The sequence below is a fragment of the Streptomyces sp. NPDC054847 genome (assembly GCF_053610925.1).
Window position 1 is genome coordinate 1 of sequence record NZ_JBSGZJ010000060.1, and the last position, 23,403, is coordinate 23,403.

The 23,403-nt window shown below is 72.2% G+C and carries 24 protein-coding genes; 11 read left to right on the forward strand and 13 right to left on the reverse strand.

Translation table 11 applies throughout. The features are described from left to right. Both ACWGH4_RS09945 and ACWGH4_RS09950 read left to right on the forward strand, forming a co-directional pair. Positions 1 to 953: hypothetical protein (locus ACWGH4_RS09945; RefSeq protein ID WP_453458010.1), on the forward strand; the 953-nt coding region annotated here is incomplete at its 5' end. A 320-nt stretch (positions 954 to 1,273) separates the two neighbouring features. Next, positions 1,274 to 1,927, forward strand: a complete 654-nt coding sequence (locus ACWGH4_RS09950; protein ID WP_453458013.1) for a class F sortase — start codon at positions 1,274 to 1,276, stop codon at positions 1,925 to 1,927. Positions 1,928 to 1,933: 6 nt separating this feature from the next. Here ACWGH4_RS09950 and ACWGH4_RS09955 read toward each other — a convergent pair whose 3' ends face one another. Next, positions 1,934 to 2,788 carry a polysaccharide deacetylase family protein gene (locus tag ACWGH4_RS09955; protein WP_453458016.1) on the reverse strand — a complete coding sequence of 285 codons (855 nt, stop codon included), beginning with the start codon at positions 2,786 to 2,788 and terminating at the stop codon, positions 1,934 to 1,936. 151 nt (positions 2,789 to 2,939) lie between these two features. On the opposite strand from ACWGH4_RS09955, the gene ACWGH4_RS09960 reads away from it, so the two are divergent. Beyond that, the gene (locus tag ACWGH4_RS09960) at positions 2,940 to 3,401 is read left to right on the forward strand and encodes a universal stress protein (RefSeq protein WP_441262172.1); all 462 of its coding nucleotides are present in this window, start codon (positions 2,940 to 2,942) and stop codon (positions 3,399 to 3,401) included. A 25-nt stretch (positions 3,402 to 3,426) separates the two neighbouring features. On the opposite strand, the gene ACWGH4_RS09965 is transcribed toward ACWGH4_RS09960, so the two are convergent. Next, positions 3,427 to 4,629: a CapA family protein gene (locus ACWGH4_RS09965; RefSeq protein ID WP_453458020.1), complete on the reverse strand. Its 1,203-nt coding sequence runs from the start codon at positions 4,627 to 4,629 to the stop codon at positions 3,427 to 3,429. A 278-nt stretch (positions 4,630 to 4,907) separates the two neighbouring features. Between ACWGH4_RS09965 and ACWGH4_RS09970 the strand changes: the two genes are divergently transcribed. Together ACWGH4_RS09970 and ACWGH4_RS09975 are read left to right on the forward strand one after the other, a co-directional pair. Next, entirely contained in the window at positions 4,908 to 5,525 is a 618-nt protein-coding gene (locus ACWGH4_RS09970; RefSeq protein ID WP_441262170.1) for a sigma-70 family RNA polymerase sigma factor, read from the forward strand. 83 nt (positions 5,526 to 5,608) lie between these two features. Then, the gene (locus ACWGH4_RS09975) at positions 5,609 to 6,124 is read left to right on the forward strand and encodes a hypothetical protein (RefSeq protein ID WP_453458023.1); all 516 of its coding nucleotides are present in this window, start codon (positions 5,609 to 5,611) and stop codon (positions 6,122 to 6,124) included. Between the two features lie 12 nt (positions 6,125 to 6,136). Here the strand turns inward: ACWGH4_RS09975 and ACWGH4_RS09980 are convergent, their stop codons facing one another. The 5 genes from ACWGH4_RS09980 to ACWGH4_RS10000 all read right to left on the reverse strand — a co-directional run bounded on the left by ACWGH4_RS09980 (position 6,137) and on the right by ACWGH4_RS10000 (position 10,826). After that, on the reverse strand, positions 6,137 to 7,351 hold the full coding sequence (locus tag ACWGH4_RS09980) for a histidine kinase (protein ID WP_441262168.1): 1,215 nt from the start codon (positions 7,349 to 7,351) through the stop codon (positions 6,137 to 6,139). Beyond that, on the reverse strand, positions 7,348 to 9,081 hold the full coding sequence (locus tag ACWGH4_RS09985) for a sodium/solute symporter (RefSeq protein WP_453458028.1): 1,734 nt from the start codon (positions 9,079 to 9,081) through the stop codon (positions 7,348 to 7,350). Before ACWGH4_RS09985 ends, ACWGH4_RS09980 begins: the two co-directional genes overlap by 4 nt. 22 nt (positions 9,082 to 9,103) lie before the next feature. After that, complete coding sequence (locus ACWGH4_RS09990) at positions 9,104 to 9,484, reverse strand: hypothetical protein (protein WP_453458031.1); 381 nt, start codon at positions 9,482 to 9,484, stop codon at positions 9,104 to 9,106. A gap of 126 nt (positions 9,485 to 9,610) precedes the next feature. Continuing rightward, entirely contained in the window at positions 9,611 to 9,880 is a 270-nt protein-coding gene (locus ACWGH4_RS09995; RefSeq protein ID WP_453458034.1) for a hypothetical protein, read from the reverse strand. Positions 9,881 to 10,010: 130 nt separating this feature from the next. Next, complete coding sequence (locus tag ACWGH4_RS10000) at positions 10,011 to 10,826, reverse strand: LytR/AlgR family response regulator transcription factor (RefSeq protein WP_453458037.1); 816 nt, start codon at positions 10,824 to 10,826, stop codon at positions 10,011 to 10,013. 184 nt (positions 10,827 to 11,010) lie between these two features. Here ACWGH4_RS10000 and ACWGH4_RS10005 point away from each other — a divergent pair, with 184 nt between their 5' ends. Continuing rightward, complete coding sequence (locus ACWGH4_RS10005) at positions 11,011 to 11,679, forward strand: zf-HC2 domain-containing protein (RefSeq protein ID WP_453458040.1); 669 nt, start codon at positions 11,011 to 11,013, stop codon at positions 11,677 to 11,679. A gap of 53 nt (positions 11,680 to 11,732) precedes the next feature. Here ACWGH4_RS10005 and ACWGH4_RS10010 read toward each other — a convergent pair whose 3' ends face one another. The 3 genes from ACWGH4_RS10010 to ACWGH4_RS10020 all read right to left on the reverse strand — a co-directional run bounded on the left by ACWGH4_RS10010 (position 11,733) and on the right by ACWGH4_RS10020 (position 14,526). Next, positions 11,733 to 12,593 carry an Fpg/Nei family DNA glycosylase gene (locus ACWGH4_RS10010; protein ID WP_453458043.1) on the reverse strand — a complete coding sequence of 287 codons (861 nt, stop codon included), beginning with the start codon at positions 12,591 to 12,593 and terminating at the stop codon, positions 11,733 to 11,735. Positions 12,594 to 12,670: 77 nt separating this feature from the next. Beyond that, a complete protein-coding gene (locus ACWGH4_RS10015; RefSeq protein WP_453458045.1) occupies positions 12,671 to 13,513 on the reverse strand; it encodes an amidohydrolase family protein in 843 nt (280 codons plus the stop codon). Further along, on the reverse strand, positions 13,510 to 14,526 hold the full coding sequence (locus ACWGH4_RS10020) for an aldo/keto reductase (protein ID WP_453458048.1): 1,017 nt from the start codon (positions 14,524 to 14,526) through the stop codon (positions 13,510 to 13,512). Before ACWGH4_RS10020 ends, ACWGH4_RS10015 begins: the two co-directional genes overlap by 4 nt. A gap of 271 nt (positions 14,527 to 14,797) precedes the next feature. Between ACWGH4_RS10020 and ACWGH4_RS10025 the strand changes: the two genes are divergently transcribed. Both ACWGH4_RS10025 and ACWGH4_RS10030 read left to right on the forward strand, forming a co-directional pair. After that, complete coding sequence (locus tag ACWGH4_RS10025; RefSeq protein ID WP_453458051.1) at positions 14,798 to 15,418, forward strand: DNA polymerase ligase N-terminal domain-containing protein; 621 nt, start codon at positions 14,798 to 14,800, stop codon at positions 15,416 to 15,418. A 51-nt stretch (positions 15,419 to 15,469) separates the two neighbouring features. Beyond that, complete coding sequence (locus ACWGH4_RS10030) at positions 15,470 to 16,732, forward strand: cation:proton antiporter (protein ID WP_453458054.1); 1,263 nt, start codon at positions 15,470 to 15,472, stop codon at positions 16,730 to 16,732. 24 nt (positions 16,733 to 16,756) lie between these two features. On the opposite strand, the gene ACWGH4_RS10035 is transcribed toward ACWGH4_RS10030, so the two are convergent. Beyond that, on the reverse strand, positions 16,757 to 18,829 hold the full coding sequence (locus ACWGH4_RS10035; RefSeq protein ID WP_453458057.1) for a SpoIIE family protein phosphatase: 2,073 nt from the start codon (positions 18,827 to 18,829) through the stop codon (positions 16,757 to 16,759). A gap of 52 nt (positions 18,830 to 18,881) precedes the next feature. Next, the gene (locus tag ACWGH4_RS10040) at positions 18,882 to 20,003 is read right to left on the reverse strand and encodes a DUF6777 domain-containing protein (protein WP_453458060.1); all 1,122 of its coding nucleotides are present in this window, start codon (positions 20,001 to 20,003) and stop codon (positions 18,882 to 18,884) included. A 143-nt stretch (positions 20,004 to 20,146) separates the two neighbouring features. Between ACWGH4_RS10040 and ACWGH4_RS10045 the strand changes: the two genes are divergently transcribed. Genes ACWGH4_RS10045 through ACWGH4_RS10055 form a run of 3 tightly spaced genes read left to right on the forward strand, consistent with a single transcriptional unit; the run spans position 20,147 to position 22,916 of the window. Next, positions 20,147 to 20,974 (forward strand): YndJ family protein, encoded by an 828-nt coding sequence (locus tag ACWGH4_RS10045; protein WP_453458063.1) that lies wholly within the window; start codon positions 20,147 to 20,149, stop codon positions 20,972 to 20,974. Next, positions 20,971 to 21,498: a DUF1990 family protein gene (locus ACWGH4_RS10050; protein WP_453458066.1), complete on the forward strand. Its 528-nt coding sequence runs from the start codon at positions 20,971 to 20,973 to the stop codon at positions 21,496 to 21,498. The genes ACWGH4_RS10045 and ACWGH4_RS10050 overlap by 4 nt, the downstream gene beginning before the upstream one ends. Before the next feature lie 11 nt (positions 21,499 to 21,509). Then, positions 21,510 to 22,916 (forward strand): lipase maturation factor family protein, encoded by a 1,407-nt coding sequence (locus ACWGH4_RS10055; RefSeq protein ID WP_453458069.1) that lies wholly within the window; start codon positions 21,510 to 21,512, stop codon positions 22,914 to 22,916. Positions 22,917 to 22,990: 74 nt separating this feature from the next. Here the strand turns inward: ACWGH4_RS10055 and ACWGH4_RS10060 are convergent, their stop codons facing one another. Next, entirely contained in the window at positions 22,991 to 23,161 is a 171-nt protein-coding gene (locus tag ACWGH4_RS10060; RefSeq protein WP_441262152.1) for a hypothetical protein, read from the reverse strand. Positions 23,162 to 23,403: the final 242 nt, after the last annotated feature.

Here is a 23,403-nt window from a genome sequence, read left to right on the forward strand (position 1 = left end):
CTTCTGAAGGACTCGGGGCGAAGGGCGGTTGCGGCCGGACCGGGAGGTTCGACCGGTCAGGCCGGACCGCCGACCGAACGACGGCGGCGGACGATGAACAGGCTGCCACCGACGATCGCCGTGGCGACCAGACCCGCACCGATCGCCATCTCGACGTCGGTGGGTCCGATCGATCCGCCGAGACCGCCCTGCGCACCGCGCGCGGGGAGAACCCGGAAGGACGCGCTGGCGGTCTCCCGGGAGTCGTTGCACCGGACGGTCAGGCTGTAGTTGCCGGGCGTCGCATTATTACGGACTCGAGCGGTGGCGACCGACTCACCGCCGTTGCCACCCGTGCCCCGGTCACCGCCAACGCCACCATTGCCCCGGTCACCGCCGTCGCCGCGGTCGCCGCGGTCGCCACCTACGCCACCGTTGCCACGGTCACCACCGTCGCCCCGGTCACCACCCACGCCACCATTGCCCCGGTCGCCACCGTCGCCCCGGTCACCACCCACGCCACCGTTGCCACGGTCACCACCCACGCCACCGTTGCCTCGGTCATGACCATTGCCCCGGTCACCACCTACGCCACCGTCGCCCCGGTCGCCGCCGTTGCCGCGGTCGCCACCCACGCCACCGTTGCCACGGTCACCACCGTCACCCCGGTCACCACCCACGCCACCGTTGCCACGGCCACCACCATTGCCACCATTGCCACCGCTGCCACCGGCCCCCCGGTCACCCCCGTTGTCCTTGCCGGCACTGGAGAGCGGGGCGTCGGGGAAGGCGTTCGAGCTGACCACGCCACCGCGCCGGCAACCGTCGACGGTGATGGTCAGAATGCCGCCCGGGAAGACGGACGACGGGTGGACCTGCACGTTCCTCGGGCCGTCGCCGCCACCGGCGGCGGCCATGGGAGCGCACAGTCCGACGGTCGCGAAGGCGGTCACCGTCGCTGCGAGAGCGCGTGAGGCACGCATCGTTGAACCTCCAGAGGAAAGACGCCCCAAAGCCGTGCTCCGGGATAGTCGACGAGTACGTCTTCCATGACGAACGATCACCGGATGGTGCTTTCATCGCATTTCGGCCTTGGTCCACCCCGGTGAGACGACACGCCGACGGTGAACACCTTGGTCTGACGGAGTCGCAGGTCACAGACCGTCAGAAGTTTTTGCGGGCCGAGCACCCGGATGGGCCATCACGAGTGGCACCGGCCACCCGTTCGCGCTTCCCCCCTCGCCGGAGTGCGGCACCCCGCTTAGCGTGCCCACAAGCGCGCGAAGGGAGAACCATGGGCCAGGACAGGTACGGCAGGGAACCGAGGAGACGCTCGCCCTGGGGCGTACTGGCTCTCGTGATGCTCACCGGCATCGCAATGGTCAAGAACGGTGTGGACGTGGGCCTCGGACCGCCTCAGCCCGCGGCCGCCGCGTCGCAGGACCGGGCGGGCGAGACGTTCCTGCCCGTGCCGCTGGAGCCGCTGCCGTACGCCGACGCGGCCCGGGTGCATATCCCCTCCATCAAGGTGGACGCCCCGATCGTGCACGTCGGACTGGACCAGGAAGGCTGGGTGGCCGCTCCCGAGCCGCATGACCCCAACCTCGCCGGCTGGTACCAGAACGGCATCTCCCCCGGGCAGCGCGGCACCGCCGTCATCGTGGGCCACGTGGACAACCAGGCCGGCCCCGCCGTCTTCTACGGCCTCGGGTCCGTCAAGACGGGCCACCTGATCGAGGTACCGCGCTTCGACGGCCGCGTCGCCGTCTTCGAGGTGTACGGCGTCGAGGTGTTCTCCAAGAACGACTTCCCCGGCGTGCGGGTGTACGCGGACACCGGCCAGCCGGAACTGCGGGTGATCACCTGCGGCGGCGGTTACTCCAAGGCCGGCGGGTACGACGGCAACGTCGTCGTCTTCGCCCGTATGGTCAAGGTCAAGACCGTCTGAGGACGATCAGCGCAGCGGCACCGTGATCCGGTAGCCCTCGTCGAGCAGTTCCGGCAGATAGCGGCGCAGCGCCGACACGCTCTGCGACCGGTTGCCGCCCGCGTCGTGCGAGAGGACGATCACGCCGGGTGCCGCGCCCCGCAGGACCCGCCGGACGATGGCCGAGGTGCCCGGCCGCATCCAGTCGAGGGTGTCGACGGTCCAGCCCAGCGGCTCCATGCCGAGATCGGCGCCGATCTCGAACGAGTGCCTGTTCCAGGCGCCGTAGGGCGCGCGGTACCAGAGCGGCGCCTCGCCGAGCGTCTTCTCGATCACCTCGCTGGTGCGCCCCAGCTGGTCGCGGATCCTGGACGGCGGCAGATTCGGGATCAGCGGGTGCGACCAGGTGTGGTTGCCGACCGCGTGGCCGTCGGCCGCCATCTCGCGCAGCAGGTCGCGATTGTCGGTCGCCATCTCGCCGCAGACGAAGAACATGGCCCGCACCTCGTGCTCGCGCAGGACGGCGAGGATGTCGGGGGTGTAGCGGGGGTCCGGGCCGTCGTCGAAGGTGAGCACCATGGCGCGGCCCGTGTCCGGGATCTCGAGGAAGGGCTGCTTGCGCACGGGCGGCTTCGCCCGCCGCAGGACCGGCGGGGCGAAGGCCGTCATGGGCCGCAACCGGTAGGACGTGGCCTTCGGCTGAGCGGCGGCGGCCGACGGGCCCGCGGCGGGCCCCTTGCCGACCGGTCCGGCGCCGGCCGGGACGCGTCCCGGGGTCTCGGCCCGCTCGCTGACGAGGAGTCCGCCGACGGCGGCGGCGCCGAGGCATGCTGCGATGCGGAGCATCGAGCGGCGACCGGGAAGCGGCTGATCCATCTTCATGGCCAACTGCTCGCACGGCTCATGCGGCCACGGCCTGATCAACACCGGTTCCAGCGGGGAAAGCACCCGATGGGAGCAGCGGCGGAGGGGCGCTGCGGCCGGTCCGGGACGGCCCGCCGGGCGGCGGGCCGGAGCCGATAACCTCGTAGGTGTGACAGAGCACCCGCTCCACCGGTTCGAACGCGGCACCGACGGCCCGAAGGTGATCGTCGCGGGCCTCGACGGCTCGGACTCCTCGCTTCGTGCGGCGGCGTACGCGAGCGGCCTCGCCCGGCGGCAGGGCGCGCTGCTCGCTGTCGTGTACGTGCAGCCGGTGATGCCGGCGGGCGCCGCTTTCGGCGTGCCGGTCGCGGAGACGACCGGGGAGATCGCGGAGGAGTTGGTCGCGGAGGTCCGGGCCGCCGCCGAGCGGGTGCGGGGCATCTGGGACGTGCGCTGGGAGTTCCACACGGTGCGCGGGGACCCGTACACCGGCCTGGTGACGGCCGCGGACGAGCTCAAGGCGGACGCGGTGGTGGTGGGCGCCTCCGAGTCGGCCGGCCACCGGTTCATCGGCTCGGTCGCGGTCCGGCTGGTGAAGGCCGGGCGGTGGCCGGTGACCGTCGTCCCCTGAACCGCCCGGCCCCGTCCCGCCGCGGTCAGCGGCCCATGGTGAGACCGTCCTGGGCGGCTCCGCGGCTGAGGACGGCGGCGGTGATGGCGGCCTGGGCCTCGAGCCGGTCACCGCGCGGTCCTTCGCGGCGCAGCACCTCGGGCAGATTGACGACCCGACCGGCGCCGGTGTCCATCCACTGCGGGATGTACTCGGCCTTCGTGACCTCCCAGCGCCCGCCGGTGGTGGCGGGCGGCGCGAAGGAGAAGCGGGCGATGGTGCCCTGGTTCCCGCGCGGGTCCTGCACCCCGTCGTTGTTGATCATGTCACCCGCGATCTGGTCGCCCATGCCGTAGACGATCCAGGTGCCGTTGACCTTCTCGTACGCCTGGGGGACGTGTGCGTGGGTGCCGAGGATCAGGTCGATGTCGGGGCGCCCGTCGGTGGTGGAGGCGGTGAGGGAGCGTCCGAGGTCGAGCTGTTGCTGATCGGGGTCGGTCTGCCATTCGGTGCCCCAGTGCAGGCTGACGACCACGACGTCGGCTCCGGCGTTTCTCGCCGCGCGGGCGTCGTCGACGATGCGCTGCTCGTCGATGAGGTCGACCGCCCAGGACTCCTCCTCGGGCAGCGGTTCGGCGTTGGTCCCGTACGTGTAGGCCAGTTGGGCGACTTTGGCGCCGCGGGCCGTCAGCCACGCCGGTTCGTCCGCCTCCTGCGGGGTGCGCGCGGAGCCGGCGTGCTTGACGCCCACGCTGTCGAGCACGTCCAGGGTGCGGCGCGCACCGGCGACGCCGTCGTCGAGGGTGTGGTTGGAGGCCGTGGAGCACGAGTCGTAACCGATGCCGGCGAGCGCTGTGGCGATCTCCGGGGGCGATTTGAAGTTGGGGTAGCCCGTGTAGTTCCCGTTCTCGCCGTAGACGGTCTCCATGTGGCAGAGGGCGATGTCGGCGCGGGAGACGACCGGGCCGACGCCCGCGAGCATGGGGCGGAAGTCGTAGCCGGTGCCGCCGGCGTCCAGTTGCGCCTGCTGGATGATCGAGGCGTGCGGGAGGACGTCCCCGGTGGCCACGAGGGTGAAGCCGCGCGGGGCGGAGGAGGCGCCGGCCGCGGCGGGGGGCGCGGTGCGGTCCGGGTCCTTCCGGGGTGCCGACGGACCGGGGTCCTGCTGTCCGGCACACCCACCGGCTCCCGTGAGCAGCACGGCACAGAGGGCCGCCGTGGCCCGTGGTGCGGGTCGCGCGCGTGTCATCGTCGACCGACCTCCCAATTTGTGTGATTAACGGCTTATCCGACGAATTGAATCCACAGGGGAGGAACTGCCGAGTCAAGCGACACAGCCGACGTGGTCGCCTCAACGGACCTGCGCATTCCGCCGGCTCCGGCGGCCCGGTCGACCGTTCATCGCACCACTCGCCGCTCGGTGCGACCGTTCGCCGACAGACCGCCGCACGCCGTCTGTCGCCGCGTGGCGGGATGCGTTCGTATACGCCACGTGGCAGCGGACCTCGGTGCAGAAGGGTGAAGGCAATGGCGACGGCGACCGCGACGACCGACGAACAGGCGATGGCGGAGCTCCAGCGCGAGCACGGCCCCGCACTGCTGAGCTTCCTGCTGGGACTGACCTACGGGGACCAGCAGCGCGCCGAGGACCTGTTGCAGGAGACGCTGGTACGGGCATGGCAGCACCCCGAGGCCTTCGACGCCCCGTACGAGTCGATGCGGCCCTGGCTCTTCACCGTGGGGCGCCGCCTCGCCATCGACGCCCGGCGCTCGCGGATGGCACGCCCCACGGAGATCGGCGACGGCGTGCTCGCCACGACGCCGGACCCGGCCGACGTCACCGAGAGCGCGGTGGCCGCTCTGGACGTACGCGCCGCGGTCGGTGAGCTGAGCCCCGAACACCGCGCCGTCCTCGTCCAGATCTACTTCCACGGGCTGAGCGTCAACGAGGCCGCCCAGGCGCTCGGCATCCCGCCGGGCACCGTCAAGTCACGCTCGCACTACGCGCTCCGGGCGCTCGCCCGCTGCCTTCCCGGGTACAGCAGGCGCGGCACCACTTCCGCCCCGGACGCCTCGGTGATGGCCGCGTCCCCCACCGGTCACGGGAGCCGGACGGCCATATGCGAAACGTCACGCGCCAGTTGAGCAAACCGGCCCTCGTTGCCGTGTCTGACGGTGGAGGCTCGTGGTCGAGCGCGGCGCAGTCGTACGGGAGAAGGTGAAGCAGCGTGCAGCCGGGTAGCACGAACGGAACCAGTGGAGGCGGGCTCGCGGTCCCCATGGCGTGGCTCTGCGCCGAATACACCGCCGACGAGATGCTGCGCACCGGCGCCCTCGTGGAGGCGGACTCGCTCGAGTTCCGGGCCGGGCGGCAGACGCTCGCGCTCACGATCCATCTGTGCGACGGCGAGGAACCGCTCTCCGGCGGGTCCACGGCGGCCCGTATCGACCACTGGCTGACGGTCACGTCCTACGGGTACCCCTGGTCGCAGTGGGTACGGGAACAGCTCGGAGTGCGGGCCGAACGGGTCCGGCACGGCGGCGAGGACCCGGACCTGGCGCTCGCCGCGGACGCCTGGCGCCGGCTGTGCGACACCGAACTGCTCGCCACTGATCTCGGCGGCCTCGAGCCGTGGCGTCCCACCCGCCCTCCGGACGCGTCACCGGACGAGGCGGCCCAGGTGTGGCTGCCCGCTTGGGAGTTGGGCCTCCCCCTCGGGCACCTGGCCGTCCATCTGTGGTGAGCCCGGCCCCGGTCAGGGCCGCGGGCCCGCCGAGGAGTGGACCCCCGCACGGTACTTCGGGATCCGGACGGTGATCTTCATACCGGCGCCGACGGCGGTCTCGATGACCAGGCCGTAGTCGTCCCCGTACACCTGGCGCAGCCGCTCGTCCACATTGCTCAGGCCGATTCCCGACGCGGTGGAGCGCTCCCCCGCGAGGATGCCGCGCAGCACCTCCGGGTCCATGCCGACGCCGTCGTCCTCGATGGTCACCATCGCCTCCGCGCCCGCGTCCTGCGCGGCGATCATGATGCGGCACTCGTTCCTCGAGTCCTCGAGACCGTGCTTGACCGCGTTCTCGACCAGAGGCTGAAGGCACAGGAACGGCAAGGTGACCGGCAGGACCTCGGGGGCGACCTGGAGCGTGACCTTGAGCCGGTCGCCGAAGCGCGCCCCGGCGAGCGCCAGGTACTGCTCGATGGAGCGCAGTTCGTCGGCGAGCTGGGTGAACTCGCCGTGCCGCCGGAACGAGTAGCGCGTGAAGTCGGCGAACTCGAGCAGCAGCTCACGGGCTCGCTCGGGATCGGTACGGACGAAGGACGCGATCGCCGCGAGCGAGTTGAAGATGAAGTGCGGCGAGATCTGCGCGCGCAGGGCCCGGATCTCCGCCTCGATCAGACGGGTTCGGGACCGGTCGAGCTCGGCGAGTTCCAGCTGTACGGAGACCCACCGGGCCACCTCTGTGGCGGCCCGCACCAGTACGGCCGACTCCCGGGAGCCGTAGGCGACCAGCGCGCCGAGCACACCCTCCTCCCCGGTCAGCGGCGCGATGACGACCCAGCGCAGCGGGCACTCCAGCTCGTCGCACTCCGTGTGGACGCATCGGCTGCGTCCGGAGTCGAGCATCTCCGCGACCAGGTCCATCACCTGCTGCCGGTGCCGGTCGGCGCCGGGCCCGTCCCAGGCGAGCACCGCGTCGCGGTCGGTGAGGCACAGCGCCTCCGTGCCGAGCAGCGGGCGCAGCCGCCGGGCCGCCTTGCGGGCCGTGTCCTCCGTCAGGCCGGCCCGCAGCGGCGGCGCGGCCAGGGACGCGGTGTGCAGCGTGTGGAAGGTGGCCCGTTCGACGGGCGTCCCGAGATCGAGGTCCCCTCGTCCGCCGCGGCCGGCCGTCAGCCGGCCGAGCACCACGCCCACGGCCAGCAGCACGATCCCCGCCGCGGCCAGGGCGGCGACCCCTGTCCCGGTCATCGCGGTACTCCTTCGGTCTGCGGCCGGCCCACGAGGTCCTCCGGCAGATGCAGGCGGGCGAGGGTGGCCGCGGCGCCGGCCGGTATGTGGCGCGGGGTGGCCAGGGAGACACCCACCATGGTCAGGAAGCCCAGCGGCACCGACCAGACCGCGGGCCATGCCATCAGCGTGTGCGCCCAGCCCTCCGGGGCCAGACCGGTGCGCGTCGCCATCACCGCGGTCAGCGCCGCGCCTCCTCCGACGACGAGACCCGCGGCCGCTCCCGGCGGGGTGAGCCGGCGCCACCAGATGCCGAGGATCAGCAGCGGGCAGAACGAGGAGGCGGAGACGGCGAACGCGAGTCCGACCGCGTCGGCGACGGGCACATTGGTCGCCACCACGCTCAGCGCCAGCGGCGCCGCCATCGCGAGCAGCGTCGCGAGCCGGAAGTGCCGCACTCCCCGCGAGGGCAGTACGTCCTGGGTGATCACACCGGCCACCGACATCGTCAGGCCGGAGGCCGTGGACAGGAACGCGGCGAACGCGCCCCCGGCGAGCAGCGCCCCCAGCAGTTCGCCGGCGAGCCCGCCGATGATCCGTTCCGGCAGCACCAGCACGGCGGCGTCCGCGGCTCCGGTGAGTGCCAGTTCGGGCGCGTAGACGCGGCCGAGTGCGCCGTAGACCGGCGGGAGCAGGTAGAAGGCGCCGATCAGCCCGAGCACGACGAGGGTGGTGCGGCGGGCGGCACGTCCGTTGGGGCTGGTGTAGAAGCGGACGGCGACGTGCGGCAGGCCCATGGTGCCGAGGAACGTGGCGAGGATCAGGCCGTACGTGGCGTACAGCTGGTAGCCGTCACGGCCGCCGGACAGCGGCTGCGACCAGCTCAGCGGGTCGGAGCCCTCGGTGGTCCGCCGGGGCACCTCGGCGCCTTCGGGGAACTCGAGGGTCGTGCCCGACTCGATGCGGTGGGTCCCCTCGTCGAGTGCGACGGCCCGGCCGTCGTGCCGCACGCCGTCGACCGTGCCGGAGACGGTGAGTGTCAGCGGCCCGTCGAAGTCGACGCGGACGGTGTCGTCGACGCGGACGGCGGTGTGCTCCTGGAGGACGGCGGGTGCGTCGAACCGGGCCCGTGGGGCGTCGTCGCCGACCCACGCGGCGACGAGGAACAGCGCCGGTACCAGCAGCGCCGTGAGTTTCAGCCAGTACTGGAAGGCCTGCACGAAGGTGATGCTCCGCATGCCGCCGGCAGCCACCGCCCCGGTGACGACGACCGCGACGACGACGCCGCCGACCCAGTCGGGCGCCCCCGTGAGGATCTGCAGGGTCAGGCCCGCGCCCTGAAGTTGCGGCAGCAGATACAGCCAGCCGATGCCGACGACGAAGAGACTCGCCAGCCTGCGCACCTGGGCGGACTCCAGGCGTGCCTCCGCGAAGTCCGAGAGCGTGTACGCCCCGGACCGGCGCAGCGGGGCGGCGACGAGCACCAGCAGAACGAGATAGCCGGCCGTGTATCCGACCGGGTACCAGAGCATGTCCGGGCCCTGGAGGAGCACGAGCCCCGCGATGCCGAGGAACGACGCGGCGGAGAGGTACTCGCCGCTGATGGCTGCCGCGTTGAGGGCGGGCTTGACGGTACGGGAGGCGACGTAGAAGTCCGAGGTGGTGCGGGATATCCGCAGGCCCAGCGCTCCGACGAGCACGGTGGCGAGCACCACGACGGTGACGGCGGTCACCGCGTAGGTCTGGTTCACGTGGTTTCTCCCGCCGGCACCGTCAGCGGCCTTCGACGAGCCTGGTGAAGTCGCGTTCGTTGCGCTCGGCCCGGCGCACGTACCAGCGGGCGATCAGCCACATGACGGGGTAGACCCCCACACCGAGCGCGATCCACACGAAGGGCTCCGGCGAGCCGGGGGAACCGCCGAGCGCGGCGGGCAGCGCGAACAGCAGGGGCAGCGTGCCGACGAGCAGGGCGAGGGTGCCCAGCGCGTAGAGGGCCGCCCGGAGCTGGCTGCGCATCAGCGACCGCACGTAGGTGGTGCCGAGGGTGGTCTGCTCGCTGATCTCGGAGCGGGCCGGGGCATGACCGGGCGGGCGGCGGGCGCCGCGCGGCACACCGGTGACCACCTCACGGCGTGGCGTTTGGTCTGCAGACATAGGTGTCCGCTCCAGCGTCTCTCGGCGAACTCGGGGAGATGGTGGAGTCTACGCAGGGACGATTACCGACGGTAGAGAGGAACGGCCCTGCCCTTGGCGCACGCGCCCCGGCCGTACTCGGCCCGGTCAGCGGCCGGTGTTCCGGGCGCAGTCGCTCAGCGCGATCTCCAGCTCCACGTAGGACTCCTCGGCCCTGCGGAAGGCGACCTCGAGGGCCGCTTCCCCGCGCGGGCCCGCGAGGCCCCGCGCCGACTCCCGGATCTCGTAGAGCACGTCCGCCCAGCGGCCGGCGGCACTCCTGGCGGTGGCGAGCAGCGCTTCGAGGTCCCCGGCGTCGGCCGGCCGGCTCGACGGGAGCCTGCGGAGCTCGTCCAGCAGTGCTTCGATGTCGCGCATCAGGCCCCTTCTTCCCGGCCCGTTCAACGTTAGACGCGTGCCGCTTCCGCGGGGGCCGGTCACGGTGCCGCGTCGCCGTGCGGCCCTGTCCGGGCGACGAACGGTCGGCGATGATCGCCGAACGGTCGCCTCAGCCCCGCGCGTGCCGCAGCAGCAGGTCACGCAGCTGACGGGCGTGACGGCGGCTGACCGCCAGTTCGGCGTCCCCGACGCGTACGGTCGTGGTGCCGGCGTCCAGCCTCAGTTCGTCGATGCGGCCCAGCGCCACCAGGTGGCTGCGGTGTATGCGGACGAACCCGCGGGAGGCCCAGCGCTCCTCCAGGGCGGACAACGGGATACGGACCAGATGGCTGCCCGCGGCGGTGTGGAGCCGGGCGTAGTCGCCCTGTGCCTCGACGTAGGTGATGTCGTCCACGGGCACGAAGCGGGTCACTCCGCCGAGTTCCACGGGGATCTGCTCCGCTCCCCCGCCGTTCGGCGCGGCCGGCGCGGTCGCGCCCGCAGGGAGGTATGCCGGCGCGGCGGACGCGTCCGGCCGCTGCGGTTCCCGCAGGGGGACGACCAGGTCGCGGACCCGGCGCACGGCTTCGGCGAGCCGTTCCCTGCGGACCGGCTTGAGGACGTAGTCGACGGCCTTGAGGTCGAACGCCTGGACCGCGAACCCCTCGTGCGCCGTGACGAAGACGATCAGCGGCGGCCTGGCGAACCCGGCGAGCAGCCTGGCGACGTCGAGCCCGGTCAGCCCCGCCATGTGGATGTCGAGGAAGACGACGTCGATGGCGTCCTCACTGTCCGGTCCGGCCTCCAGGGCCCGGCCGATGCGGCGCAGCGCCTCCGTGGCGTCGGTGGCGCCCTCGGCGCTGCGGATCCGTGAGTCGGCACGCAGGAGGTAGAGCAGTTCTTCGAGCGCCGGTTTCTCGTCGTCGACAGCCAGTACGCGCAGCATGCAGCGGAGTCTAGGCGTGGTCCGCGCGCTGCGGCCACGGCCCCGGGAGGGGCGGTCGGCCCGGCCGCAAAAGGACGGCCGGCTTTGCGATCGCGCTCGCCTCACCGACGGGTTGAGCGCATCGCCTTCCCGCTGCGTATTCCAGGGTGACCGCCCGTAACACCTGAGGAATCGAGGACCGCCCATGAGCCGGCAGCAGCCGCACCTGGATGTGGCCGCCTACGCGCTGGGCATCCTGGAACCGGCCGACGCGTTCCGGTTCGAGGAGCACCTTGCCGGTTGTGTCACGTGTGCCGTGGGGCTGTCCGACTTCACCGCCCTCGCCGGTGCTCTGTCCGAGCTCGCCGGTCCCGGCCGGATCGACGCCCGCCCCGGTCCCGCACTGCTCGAGCGGCTCACCGGCGCGGTCGCGGTGCGGCGTCGCCGTGACCGTCGGCGGCGGCTGGCGCTGATGGCCGTGGCCGCGTCGCTGATCGTCGCGCTGCCCACCGCGGTGATGACGGTCCGGGGCGCCGGGGAGCCCGCGACGCCGCGGGTCGTCGCGTCGGATCCGGCGACGGGCGTCACCGCCTCCGTGGCACTGGAGGACCGCGGCTGGGGCACGGCGGTCGCGATGCGGCTCACCGGGCTCGCCGGACCGCGCACCTGCCGGCTCGTTGCGATCGGCAAGGACGGGGTGGAGCACCCGGTCCTGAGCTGGTGGGTGCCGGAGGGAGGGTACGGCGTAAGGGAAGGACCCGGCCGGGAGGGTCCGCTGGACCTCGAGGCGAGCACCGGGCTGCACACGGCGGAGATCGGCCGCTGGGAGGTCCGGGCGGAGACCGGGGAGCGGCTGCTGTCGATCGGCGGCTGACGCTTCCGCGCTTCCGGCCGGGCTTCACCCGTTCGGCGGGAGAGCGGCGGGCGTCACTTGAGCAGCCGGGAGAGCCGGCGGTCCGCGAGGGGGCGGCCCCCGGTCTGACAGGTGGGGCAGTACTGCAACGACGAGTCGCTGAAGGCCACTTCACGGACGGTGTCGCCGCACACGGGGCACGGTTGACCGGTGCGGCCGTGGACGCGCATGCCGCTCTTCTTCTCCGACTTGAGCCGGCCCGCCGCCAGTCCCCGTGAACGTTCCACGGCGTCGGCGAGGGTGGTCCGCAGCGCCTCGTACAGGGTGTCGGTCTCTTCGTCACCGAGGTTCTGCACGGGTTTGAACGGCGACATCTTGGCGGCGTGCAGGATCTCGTCGCTGTACGCGTTGCCGATGCCGGCGATCAGACCCTGGTCGCGCAACGCGCCCTTGATCTGGCGTCGCTCGCCCTCGAGGACCCTGGCGAAGGCGGCGCGGTCGAAGTCGTCCGAGAGCGGGTCGGGCCCGAGCCGCGCCACGCCCGGCACCTCGGCGGGATCCCGGACGACGTGCACGGCGAGCCGCTTGGTCGTCCCGGCCTCCGTCAGGTCGAAGCCGCCGCCCCCGGCCAGTACCGTTCGCAGCGCCAGCGGACCTTTGCCGGGGCGGGGCGGCTGCGCGGGGAGTTCGTCCTTCCACTGGAGCCAGCCGGCACGGGCGAGATGGGCGACGAGGTGGAGTCCGCCCGCGGTGATGTCGAGCCACTTGCCGTGCCGTTGAACGGCGGTGACTTCCGTTCCTTCGACTGCGGAGAGCGGCGGGTCGTAGGTCTTGAGCACGCTGATGGCCACCGGCAGCACACGTTCGATCCTCCGGCCCACGAGTCGGGCGTCGAGGAACTCCCGTAGCGCTTCGACCTCGGGCAGTTCGGGCATACCCCCACCCTGCCGCAGCGGGCGGCGCGCCGCGCGCCGGACCGGATCCCGCGGTGGCCCTCCACGCGGGGCCCGACTCAGAGGCCGTAGACGCGCATCGCCGTGCCCGCGAAGACGGATCGCCGCTCCTCCTCTCCGAGGTGCGCGGTCAGCGCCCGGGCCGCGCCGAGGACCTCCGCGTAACCGGCGGCGAGCTTGCACACCGGCCAGTCGGAGCCGAACATCAGCCGGTCCGGTCCGAAGGCCTCCAGCACCGTGTCCGCCCAGGGGCGGAGGCCGGCGACGGTCCAGGTGGACCAGTCGGCTTCGGTCACCAGACCGGAGAGTTTGCAGACGGTGTTGGGCTGCGCCGCCACAGCGCGTACCGCCCGGGCCCAGGGCCCGGGTTCGGCCGAGGCGACGGGCGGTTTGCCGAGGTGGTCGAGGACGAAGGTGAGTCCGGGAACCCTCGCTGCCGCCCCGGCCGCCGCGGGCAGTTGGTGCGGCAGCACCACGAGGTCGTAGGCGAGTTGGGCCTCCGCGACGACGGCGAGGCCGCGCAGCACGTCGGGGCGCAACAGCCAGTGGGGGTCCGGTTCGCTCTGGACCTGGTGGCGGACACCGACGAGCCGGTCACCGCCGGGGAGTTCGCGGAGGGCGGCGAGGCTGCCGGCGACGTCGGGAGCGGTGAGGTCGGTCCATCCGACGACCCCGGCGACGAGGTTGTCGGCGGTGGCGAGGGCAAGGAGCTCGGGGGATTCCTCCACGGCGCACACCGTCTGCACGAGCACGGTGGCTCGCACCCCCGCCGCACGGGCCAGGGGCGTGAGCTCCTCGATGCCGAAGGAACGCCGGATCGCGGCCGTCGCCGGGCCGCTGATCCACTCCTGGTCCCGTACCGAGAGGTCCCAGACATGGTGGTGCGCGTCGACGACGTTCACCGGCGCGCCGGCCCGAGGCCGCCGGGCGCCCGGGGCGACAGTCGCCGGGGCGTGTCCGGCAGCAGCCCTTCCGCTCGCAGTTCGTCGAATAGCGCGGCCGGGACGGGTGTCGCGAGCTGCTCGGCGGTGTCGCGTACTTCGGCAGCGGACCGGGCGCCGGTGAGGACGCCCGCCACGGCCGGGTGGCTGAGGGAGTAGCGGAGGGCGGCGGCACGCAGGGGTACGCCGTGGCGTTGGGCGGTCGCCTTGAGGCGCAGGGCGCGCGCCACGAGGTGCGGCGGCGCGGTGGTGTAGTCGTAGCGGGCGCCGGGGCGGGGATCGGCGAGCAGCCCGGAGTTGAACACTCCGCCGACGACGACGCTCTTGCCGCGGGCCGCCGCTTCGGGCAGCAGGTCGGTGAGGGCGCTCTGGTCGAGCAGTGTGTAGCGGCCGGCGCACAGGACGGCGTCGACGTCGGTGTCGCGCAGGAAGCGGGCGAGCATCGCCGCCTGGTTCATGCCCGCTCCGATCGCGCCGACGACGCCTTCGGCCCGCAGTCTCTCCAGCGCCGGGTAGGCGTGCCGGAAGGCGGCCTCCGCGTGGTCGTCGGGGTCGTGGAGGTGGACGACGTCGACGCGGTCGAGACCGAGGCGCCGGAGGCTGTCTTCGATGCTGCGGAGGACGCCGTCGGCGCTGAAGTCCCATACCCGCCGGTGGTCGGCGGGTACGGCGAAGCCGTGGGCCAGGTCGTCGCCCGCCACCGGGCACGGTTCGAGCAGCCGGCCGACCTTGGTGGACAGCGTGTACGAGCCGCGCGGCCGGGCACGGAGCGCCTCGCCAAGTCGTCGTTCGGCCAGCCCGAGCCCGTAGTGGGGTGCGGTGTCGAAGGCGCGGATGCCCACGTCCCATGCGGCGTCGACCGTGGCGGCCGCGTCCTCGGGGCCGACGGGTGTGTAGAGGTTTCCGATGCCGGACGCCCCGAAGGACAGTTCGGTGATCTCGACCGCGCTGTGTCCCAGCGTGCTGCGTCGCATCCGGCTGCTGTCCCCTCGCCAGTGGATCCGGACGTCCGTCGATCCATATTCATCGGACCAATAAACGCCGTCAACGTCCCGCCCCGGAGGGAACCTTGGTTTTCCCTGCTCACCTGTCCGACCTATCACCACGGTCCCGGCAGCCACCCAGTCAGCGTTGGGCGGCGGCCGCCGGCCGCCGGCCCGGACGGAGAACCGCGAGGCCGGTGCTTGAGCGCCCGGCGGCCGGGTACCCGCGATCCGCACCCTGGGCCGCACCGAAGGAGTTCCCATGCCTGCCCGCGACGCCCTGGCGGAGTACCGCCGCAAGCGCGATTTCCACCGCACCAGCGAGCCCTCGGGACAAGGCGGCCCCCTCGACCGCGAGGCGCTCTCGTTCGTGGTCCAGATCCACGACGCGAGCACGATGCACTTCGACTTCCGCCTCGAGGTGGACGGCGTCCTCAAGAGCTGGGCCGTCCCGAAGGGCCCGTCCGCAGACCCCGGCGCGAAGCGCCTCGCCATGCCGACCGAGGACCATCCGCTGGAGTACGCGGACTACGAAGGGGTGATCGCGCCCGGCGAGTACGGTGCCGGCGCCGTCATCATCTGGGACGAGGGCACCTACCGCAGCCTCGCCACCGACCGGCGCGGCAACGAGATCCCCTTCGCCGACGCCCTGGCGGCGGGCCACGCCTCGTTCTGGCTCGACGGCAGGAAGCTGCACGGCGGCTACGCGCTGACGCGCACGCGCGAGGGGCGGGACGGCACACGCGAGACGTGGCTCCTGGTGAAGAAGCACGACCGCCACGCCTCCTCGCACCACGCGCCGGAGCCCCGCCGGGCCCGGTCCGCCCGCACCGGCCGGACCCTCAAGGGGGTGACCGCGGACGCGTCGTCCAGCGGTTCCTGAGTCGGCGCGCGCTCCGCCCCTTCGCCGGAGCTCTGGGTGAGGATGGTGCGGATGATGTTCTCGGACGCCGTCTACGCGGCCTTGGGGGTCGGCGCACTGGCGGCAGCCGTCGTGCCGCGGATCGTGTTCAAGCGGCCGTTGTCGATGCCCATGGTGTTTCTGGCGGCGGGCGCGCTCGTCGCCGCACTCCCCCTCCCGGTGCCGGTGGTGGATCCGGTGCGGGACCGGTTGTGGGTCGAGCACGTCACCGAGGTCTGCGTGATCGTGTCCCTGATGGGCGCGGGCCTGGCCATCAACCGCCCGTTCGGGCTGCGCGCATGGGCGGGTCCCTGGCGGCTGCTCGGGATCACCATGCCGCTCACCGTCGCGGGCACCGCGCTGGCGGCGGGCCTGCTGCTGGACTGGCCGTTCGCCCTCGCCCTGCTGCTCGCGGCGGTCCTCGCACCCACCGATCCCGTGCTGGCGGCGGAGGTCCGGGTCGGGGAGCCCACCGACGCCGAGCAGGACGAGGACGAGGTGCGCTTCACCCTCACCAGCGAGGCAGGCCTCAACGACGGGCTGGCCTTCCCTTTCGTGCTGGCCGCGCTCGCCGCCGCCTCCGCGGCGGCTTCCGGCCGGCCCTTCGAGTGGGTCGGCGGCTGGCTGCTGACCGACCTGCTCGGAAAGATCGCCATCGGGGTCGTGACGGGCCTGGTGGCCGGAATGCTGCTCGGACGGATGTTCTTCCGTGCCAGGGTCTCGGCCCTGCGGCTGTCCGAGCACATGGAGGGCTTCGTCGCCCTGGGCGCCACCTTCGTGTCGTACGGCGTGGCCGAGCTGCTGCACGGCTACGGCTTCCTCGCGGTCTTCGTCACCGCCTGCGCCATCCGGTCCGCCGAGCGCAGTCACGGCTATCACAAGGTCCTGCACGAGTTCACCGAGCAGATCGAACGTCTGCTGACCGCCTTCCTCCTCTTCCTCCTCGGCGGCTATCTGGTCACCGGCGGGCTCGGCGCGCTCGGCTGGCCGGGCGCGCTCCTCGCTGTGCTGCTCGTCCTCGTGATCCGCCCGGTCACGGGCTGGGTCGCCCTTGTGGGGTTCCGTACGGGCATCCGCGAGCGGCTCGTCACCTCCGCGTTCGGGATCCGCGGCATCGGCTCGCTGTTCTATCTCGCGTACGCCCTGGGGCAGGGCCACTTCGCCGCGCACGCCGAGGAGCTGTGGTCCGTCGTCGCCTTCACCGTCCTGGCGTCCGTCATGCTCCACGGAGTCGCGGCCACCCCGGTCATCAGCCGTCTGGACAGGCTCCGCGGCCGGTCCGGCCCACCGCCGTGACCCGACGGCTGCGGGGGCGCTTCGTCAGGGCCTGAGCCGGTCCGGCATACGGAATTCGCACCACACGCACTTTCCGCTGCCGCGGGATTCGACGCCCCAGCTGTCGGAGAGCCGGTCCACCAGCATCAGGCCCCGCCCGGAGACGCCCGCCACTCCGGCCTCGCGCCGGCGCGGCAGCGCGCTGGAGCGGTCCTCGACCTCGACCCTGAGCCGCCGTTCCGCGCCGGCCAGGACCCGCGCCGTGACGATCGCCCCGCCGTCGGTGTGCATCAGCGCGTTCGTGATCATCTCGTCGGCGGCCAGCTCGATATCGTCCGCCCGCTCGCCGGCGCCCCAGGCGCGTACGGCCGCCCGGACCATGTGACGGGCCGAGCGCAGCGCTTCCGGGTCGCTCTGGCCGACGTGCTGCTGGAGGCGGCCGCCCGCCTGGGCGGTGTAGGCGCCCTTGCGGCGCAGCAGCAGGAGCGCCACGTCGTCGTCGCCGCCGCGTTCGTCGACCACTTCGCAGAGCCGGTCCGCCAGCAGCTGGAGGTCGCGCGGGCCGCCGTGCACGAGCTGGGCGAGCAGCTGCATCCCGTCGTCGAGGTCGGCGCCGGGTTGTTCGACCAGGCCGTCCGTGTACATCACCAGCGTCTGCCCGGGGTCGAGCTCGACGGTGCTGACCGGGTACTCGAGCCGGCCGAACTCCGCGGAGAGCCCCAGCGGCAGCCCGCCCTGGAGCGCCAGCCTGCGGCAGCTGCCGTTGATTTCCCTGATCAGCGGGTCGACATGCCCGGCCCTGACGACCTGCACGACCCCGGTGGACAGGTCCACCTCGGCGTAGGTGCAGGTGGCGAAGCGGTCGGTGTCCAGTTCGTGCAGGAAGACGGACGCCCGGGCCATCACGGTGGCCGGTGTGTGGCCTTCCGCGGCGTAGGCGCGCAGGACGATGCGGAGCTGCCCCATCACGGCGGCCGCATGGGTGTCGTGGCCCTGTACGTCCCCGATGACGGCCCCGACACGGCCGCCCGGCAGCGCGATGATGTCGTACCAGTCGCCGCCGATGTCCCGCCCGAACCGGGCGGAACGGTAGCGCACCGCGATCTGCGCGCCGGGCACCTGGGGGATCCGGCGCGGGAGCATGGCCTGCTGGAGCCCCTCCGCGAGGTCGTGCTCCTGCTCGTAGAGCATGGCCCGCTGGAGGCTCTGGGCGATGCTGCTGCCGAGCGCCACGAGGAGATTGCGTTCCTCGGCGCTGAAGCCGGTCTTGTCGCTGTAGAGGAGCCCGAGCGCACCGATGGGGCGGGCCTGGGCGATCAGGGGCAGGTAGGCCGCGGCGGTGATGCCGAGTCCGCGGATGTGCGGCCACAGGATCGGGTAGGACCGGGCGAAGTCGGCCTTGGACTCGATGAAACGCGGGGTCAGCGTGCGCACGACTTCGCTCATCGGGTACTGCTCGTCGACCCGTGTGTAGCGGGTGCCGGGCACGAAGGAGCCTTCCGGCCCTTCGGCCACGAGGTGGATCCGGCCCGACTCGAGCAGTCCCATGACGAGGCTGGTGGCGCCGAGGTGCTCGAGCCCGTGGGTGTTCTTGAGAAGTTCGATGATGTCCTGCACGGTCCTGGCGTGCGCGAGGGCGGCCGTGGTGCTCTCGACGACGCTGGTCTGCCTGCGGCGCTCGAGGTCGACCTCGACATGGGCCGTGGAGTCGGCGAGCTCCTGTGTGGCGTCCCGGACGATGCCGATGATGCGCACGGGGCGGCCCGTCTCGTCCCGTCGCACGCATCCCTGGGTGTGGGTCCAACGCAGCGTGCCGTCACGCCGCCGGATACGGAAGTAGGCGCCGTAGTTGTCGTTCCCGCTCTTGAGCGCCTGGGCCACCATCGTGTCCAGTCGGACGGCCTCGTCGGCCGGTACCCGCACGCCCAGGCTCTCCGGACGGCCGTCGTACTCCTCGGGACGCATGTCGAACACCTCGAGGCCGGGCCCGTCCATGTGCATGAGCCCGCTTGAAAGGTCCCAGTCGAAGGTGCCCATGCGGTTGAGGTGCAGGCTCACGTCCGCGTGCGCCGGCCAGTCGTCGGGGAGCGACAGGGCACCCGCTGCCCGATCAACCATGGAGCCACTCTGTCACGATTTGTCGTCTTCCACGAGCTGTCGGACGGACCGCTCAGCGCGGCAGCACGTCCGCCTCCGGAAGGGATTCCTGACCCGGACCGGCAGGACCGAACGGCTCCGCGCCGACCGGATCCTGTTCCACCCCGGCCTCCGACCCCACGGACAGACCGGGGTCGGCCGGCTCGGGCTCCACATAGCCGGGCACCCCTTGGTCCGGGTCCGAGGGCAGGTCCGGCTGGGGGGCCGAGGGCGCCTCGGGCACCACCGGAGTTTCGGGCGTCGCGGGCTGCTGCGGCGGGGCGACGGAGGGTCGGGGCTCCGGGGTGGCGGGCTCCGCACCCGCCGAGTCCGGCGCTCCCCCCGGATCCGTGCGACCGGGGTCGGCGAAGACCTCGTCGGGGTCGACCGGCGGAAGCACGGCGGGTCTCGCGTCGTCCTCACCCTCCGTGCCGCCGGGACGCTCGATCCATCCGTTGTCGACGACGCTGACGAGCAGGAGGTTGTTGACGGCCTGTGCCGCCGGTTTGATCACGATCACCCGGTCCGCCCGGTATCCGGGCCAGGGCTGTCCCTTGTTGACCAGCGTGGTCCTGATCGCCACGGGCTGCTCCAGCGGCGCTCCGGAGGCACAGCGCACTCGCGGGGCCCCGAACTCGTCGACCAGTACGGCGGTACCGGCCTGGAGCACCGACTGCCGGGCGACGGCGGAACCGTCACGGAAGCCGTGGCCGGTGACCCGGACGTCGGCGCGGAGCACGACCGGGGTGAGGCCGCGCAGGAACGTGGCGACGCCCGACCGCTCGACGCCCACCGCTTCGGCGAAGGCCTGCGCCTTGCGCTTGTCCGCGGCGAGGAGGCCGGCCTGGCGTCCGATGTCGCAGGCGGCCTCCTCCTGGGTGCCCGCGTAGAGGCCCGGCGTCGCCCCGGACATCGTGCGGAGGGTCACCCCGCCCCCGGAGGGGCTCCTCGGCGCACTGGCGACACCCGGCAGCGCGGGAGGCGCCCCGGCCGTGGCGGTCGACACGGTGAAGGGATCCGGCCCCGGCGCGGCGAGCGACTGGAGGAGGATCTCCCCCGGCTCCACCGCCCTGCTGTCGCCGCCGCAGCCGGCGGCCAGTGGCCCCAGGCACAGCACGGTGGCCGCCGCGTACAGACCACGCATCGGTGAGCGCACCAAGATCTCCCGCCTCCCGCAACTCGAGATGTTCCTCAATTTCTGACGGATCATCACCGAAGCCGCGACTTGAACGCGTTCAGTTCACCGCATAAGGTCGGCGCCAGAAGGTTTGAACACGTTCAACCAATGGGGGGTGCGGCATGTTCGTACTGGTCAACCTGATCGTCATGCTCGGGATGCTGGTGGTCGTGCCTGCCGGGCTGCGTCTTGTGGACCCCGTACGGCTCGCGCCCGTTCGGCGGACGTGGCCGCTGTTCGCCGTGCCGGGCGCGGTGGCGCTGTGGCTGCCGCGGGGCTCCCTCGCCACCGCGCTCGCCGTCGTCTACGCGCTCGGCACACTGCTGCTCGCCGCACAGGCGCCGCGGCGGCTGGTGCGCACCCGCTCCCTGGCGCCCACCGAGATCGCGGTGCTCACCGCGCTGGCCGCACCCTCCGTCGCGGGCCTCGCGCTGGTCGCCGAGCGGGCGGGGTACGAGTTGTTCGGGTTCACGCTGCCGATCCTGGCGCTGACGGTGCCGCACTTCCACTTCGCCGGATTCGCCGCCGCGCTCGTGGCGGGCCTGGTGTGCGGCACGGCCGCCGGGGGGCTCGCCCGTTTCGCCGCCCTGAGCGTGCCGCTCGGCACGCTGACCGTCCTCGCGGGGTACTTCGTCGACGACTGGGCAGAACTGGCGGGCGCGCTGGTGCTGACCGCGGGGATGTGGGCCGTGGCGCTGCTGACCTGGCGCGACGTCCGGGGTGCGGAACGCGACCCGTACACCCGGGCACTGCTTGCTGTCTCGGCGGCCGTGCTGGTGGCGACGATGCTGCTCGCGCTGAGCTGGGCGGCGGGCCAGGCCGCGGACATCCCACACCCCGGCCTGACATGGATGGCCGCCACCCACGGGCTGGGCAACGCCCTCGGCTTCGCGCTCTGCTCGGTACTGGCCTGGCGGAGGATCAAGGACATGAAGGAGAGTGCCGTATGAACGGCGCGGACAGGGTCACCGGACGGCTCACCTACCGGGACGTCGGTGCCACGCGGCACGGGCCGCTCCCGGCCGGCTACAACCACCTGCACCACACCACCCGGATCGGCCGGGGCCGGGCCGTCTTCGAGGCGGCGGGCACCGCTGTGACGACCTGGCGGATGCACCGCGGGTCGGGCGCGCGGCTGCGGGCCTCGGCCGGCCGCGCCGAACCAGGGGTGCGGGTCGAGGTGTCCGTCGGCGTCGGCCCGCTCCGCATCAGCGCCCCGTGCGAGGTGATCTGGACGGTTTACGAGGAGGACCGCACCGGCTTCGCCTACGGCACCCTGGCAGGGCACCCGGAGACCGGTGAGGAGTCGTTCGTCGTGGAGCTGCACGACGACGGGTCCGTGTGGTTCACCGTCACGGCGTTCAGCAGGCCCGCCGCCTGGCACAGCAGGCTCGGCGGTCCGGTCGTGCCCGTGCTTCAGAACTGGTACGCCCGGCGGCTCGGCCACACACTGCGGCGGATCGCCGCGGCCTGATACTGGAAGGGATGGAATGGTTCGGCGACGACGCTTACTGGCTGAGCCGGCTGGTCTTCCAGCGGGCTCTCGCCGCCGTGTATCTCGTCGCCTTCCTCGCCGCCGCACTGCAGTTCCGGGCGCTGATCGGCGAGCGGGGCATGCTGCCGGTGCCCGAATTCCTGCGCCGGGTGCCCGCCAAGGACTCGCCGAGCCTGTTCAGGCTGCACTACTCCGACCGTTTCTTCGCACTCGTCGCCTGGACCGGCTGTCTGCTCTCCGCGGCCCTGGTCGCCGGTGCCGCCGACCGGTTGCCGCTCGGGGTCGCGATGGCCTGGTGGGCGGTGCTGTGGCTGCTGTACCTCTCGATCGTCAATGTGGGCCAGACCTGGTACGGATTCGGCTGGGAAACGCTGCTGCTGGAGGCCGGCTTCCTCGCGGTCTTCCTCGGCAACGAGCACATCCAGCCGCCGGTACTGGTGCTGTGGCTGTTGCGCTGGGTGCTGTTCCGGGTGGAGTTCGGGGCGGGGCTCATCAAGATCCGCGGTGACCTGTGCTGGCGGAACCTGACCTGTCTGTACTTCCATCACGAGACCCAGCCGATGCCGGGCCCGCTGAGCTGGTACTTCCACCATCTCCCCAAGGCCGCCCACAGAGTGGAGGCGGCGGCCAACCACGTGGTCCAACTCGGGGTCCCCGTCCTGCTCTTCGCCCCGCAGCCGGTGGCGAGCGTGGCCGCCGGGCTGATCGTGGTGACCCAGCTGTGGCTCGTCGTGTCGGGCAACTTCGCCTGGCTCAACTGGATGACCGTCGTCCTCGCCCTGTCCGCGCTGGACGGCTCGCTCGTCGCGGGAGAGCACGCACTTCCCGGAGCACCGCTCTGGTTCGAGATCGTGGTGATCGCCGTGACCGCGCTGCTGCTGGTCCTCAGCTACCGCCCGGCGCGCAACCTGCTCTCGAAACGGCAGGCGATGAACCGCTCGTACGACCCGCTGCACCTGGTCAACACCTACGGCGCGTTCGGCACGGTGGGCCGGGTCCGGCTGGAACTGATCGTCGAGGGCACCGACGAGAGAACCCTGAAGGCGGGAACCGTCTGGAGGGAGTACGAGTTCAAGGGCAAGCCGGGCGATGTCCACCGGCTGCCACGCCAGTTCGCGCCCTACCACCTGAGGCTGGACTGGCTGATGTGGTTCGCCGCGCTCTCCCCCGCCTACGCGCGGTCGTGGTTCCTGCCCTTCGTGGAACGCCTGCTCGAAGGGGACCGCGACACGCTACGGCTGCTGCACCGCAACCCCTTCCCCGACAGGCCGCCCGCCCATGTCCGGGCGCGGCTCTACCGCTACCGGTTCACCACCGGGCGGGAGCGCCGCGACACCGGGGCATGGTGGCACCGCACATACGTCCGCGAATTCCTGGCGCCCACACGGCTTTCGTGAAGACGCACGGGGCGTCATCCGTGTGCCCCCGGCCGGGGCGGGCAGGGGGCACACGGATCGAAGCGCGGGTCAGGTCAGTCGATACCCGGCAGGATGTGCGGTTCGGCGAGGTCGTCCTCGTATCCGGCGAGCCGGATCGGGGCCGAGCGCGCCCAGACCTCCAGATTGCGGATCTCCTCGGCCTTGCCGGCCCGTTCGACGCCGCGCTCCGGCGGTCGTTGGTCTTGCTTCACATCTTGTGTCACCGCGCACTCCTCTGTGTCGCGTAACTGGAACAGGGCAGTTCGGTCGCGGTGGCGCCGTCACTCGGGCGGGACCGCAGCCTGGTTGCAGACCTGTCCCAGGACGGCCGAAGGGGTTTCGTGGATCCCTTGGTGGCTGTCCATTGACCCCAGGTTAACCAAATGAGCACCACCGCGCTCGATGGGGCCTCTAGTTCCGCTCGAATCAGGCCAATACCGTGTCCGAACCGCAACAAAAGGCCGGT

Excerpts from the sequence above, each read along its gene's own strand:
- ACWGH4_RS09955 (WP_453458016.1), bottom strand. The coding sequence starts at position 2,788 with ATGAAGATGGATCAGCCGCTTCCCGGTCGCCGCTCGATGCTCCGCATC.
- ACWGH4_RS09990 (WP_453458031.1), bottom strand. The coding sequence starts at position 9,484 with ATGTCTGCAGACCAAACGCCACGCCGTGAGGTGGTCACCGGTGTGCCG.
- ACWGH4_RS10025 (WP_453458051.1), top strand. The coding sequence starts at position 14,798 with ATGCCTGCCCGCGACGCCCTGGCGGAGTACCGCCGCAAGCGCGATTTC.
- ACWGH4_RS10050 (WP_453458066.1), top strand. The coding sequence starts at position 20,971 with ATGAACGGCGCGGACAGGGTCACCGGACGGCTCACCTACCGGGACGTC.
- ACWGH4_RS10045 (WP_453458063.1), top strand. The coding sequence starts at position 20,147 with ATGTTCGTACTGGTCAACCTGATCGTCATGCTCGGGATGCTGGTGGTC.
- ACWGH4_RS10000 (WP_453458037.1), bottom strand. The coding sequence starts at position 10,826 with ATGCTGCGCGTACTGGCTGTCGACGACGAGAAACCGGCGCTCGAAGAA.
- ACWGH4_RS10005 (WP_453458040.1), top strand. The coding sequence starts at position 11,011 with ATGAGCCGGCAGCAGCCGCACCTGGATGTGGCCGCCTACGCGCTGGGC.
- ACWGH4_RS10030 (WP_453458054.1), top strand. The coding sequence starts at position 15,470 with ATGATGTTCTCGGACGCCGTCTACGCGGCCTTGGGGGTCGGCGCACTG.
- ACWGH4_RS10035 (WP_453458057.1), bottom strand. The coding sequence starts at position 18,829 with ATGGTTGATCGGGCAGCGGGTGCCCTGTCGCTCCCCGACGACTGGCCG.
- ACWGH4_RS10010 (WP_453458043.1), bottom strand. The coding sequence starts at position 12,593 with ATGCCCGAACTGCCCGAGGTCGAAGCGCTACGGGAGTTCCTCGACGCC.
- ACWGH4_RS09980 (WP_441262168.1), bottom strand. The coding sequence starts at position 7,351 with ATGACCGGGACAGGGGTCGCCGCCCTGGCCGCGGCGGGGATCGTGCTG.
- ACWGH4_RS10020 (WP_453458048.1), bottom strand. The coding sequence starts at position 14,526 with ATGCGACGCAGCACGCTGGGACACAGCGCGGTCGAGATCACCGAACTG.
- ACWGH4_RS09950 (WP_453458013.1), top strand. The coding sequence starts at position 1,274 with ATGGGCCAGGACAGGTACGGCAGGGAACCGAGGAGACGCTCGCCCTGG.
- ACWGH4_RS09970 (WP_441262170.1), top strand. The coding sequence starts at position 4,908 with ATGGCGACGGCGACCGCGACGACCGACGAACAGGCGATGGCGGAGCTC.
- ACWGH4_RS09995 (WP_453458034.1), bottom strand. The coding sequence starts at position 9,880 with ATGCGCGACATCGAAGCACTGCTGGACGAGCTCCGCAGGCTCCCGTCG.
- ACWGH4_RS10055 (WP_453458069.1), top strand. The coding sequence starts at position 21,510 with ATGGAATGGTTCGGCGACGACGCTTACTGGCTGAGCCGGCTGGTCTTC.
- ACWGH4_RS09965 (WP_453458020.1), bottom strand. The coding sequence starts at position 4,629 with ATGACACGCGCGCGACCCGCACCACGGGCCACGGCGGCCCTCTGTGCC.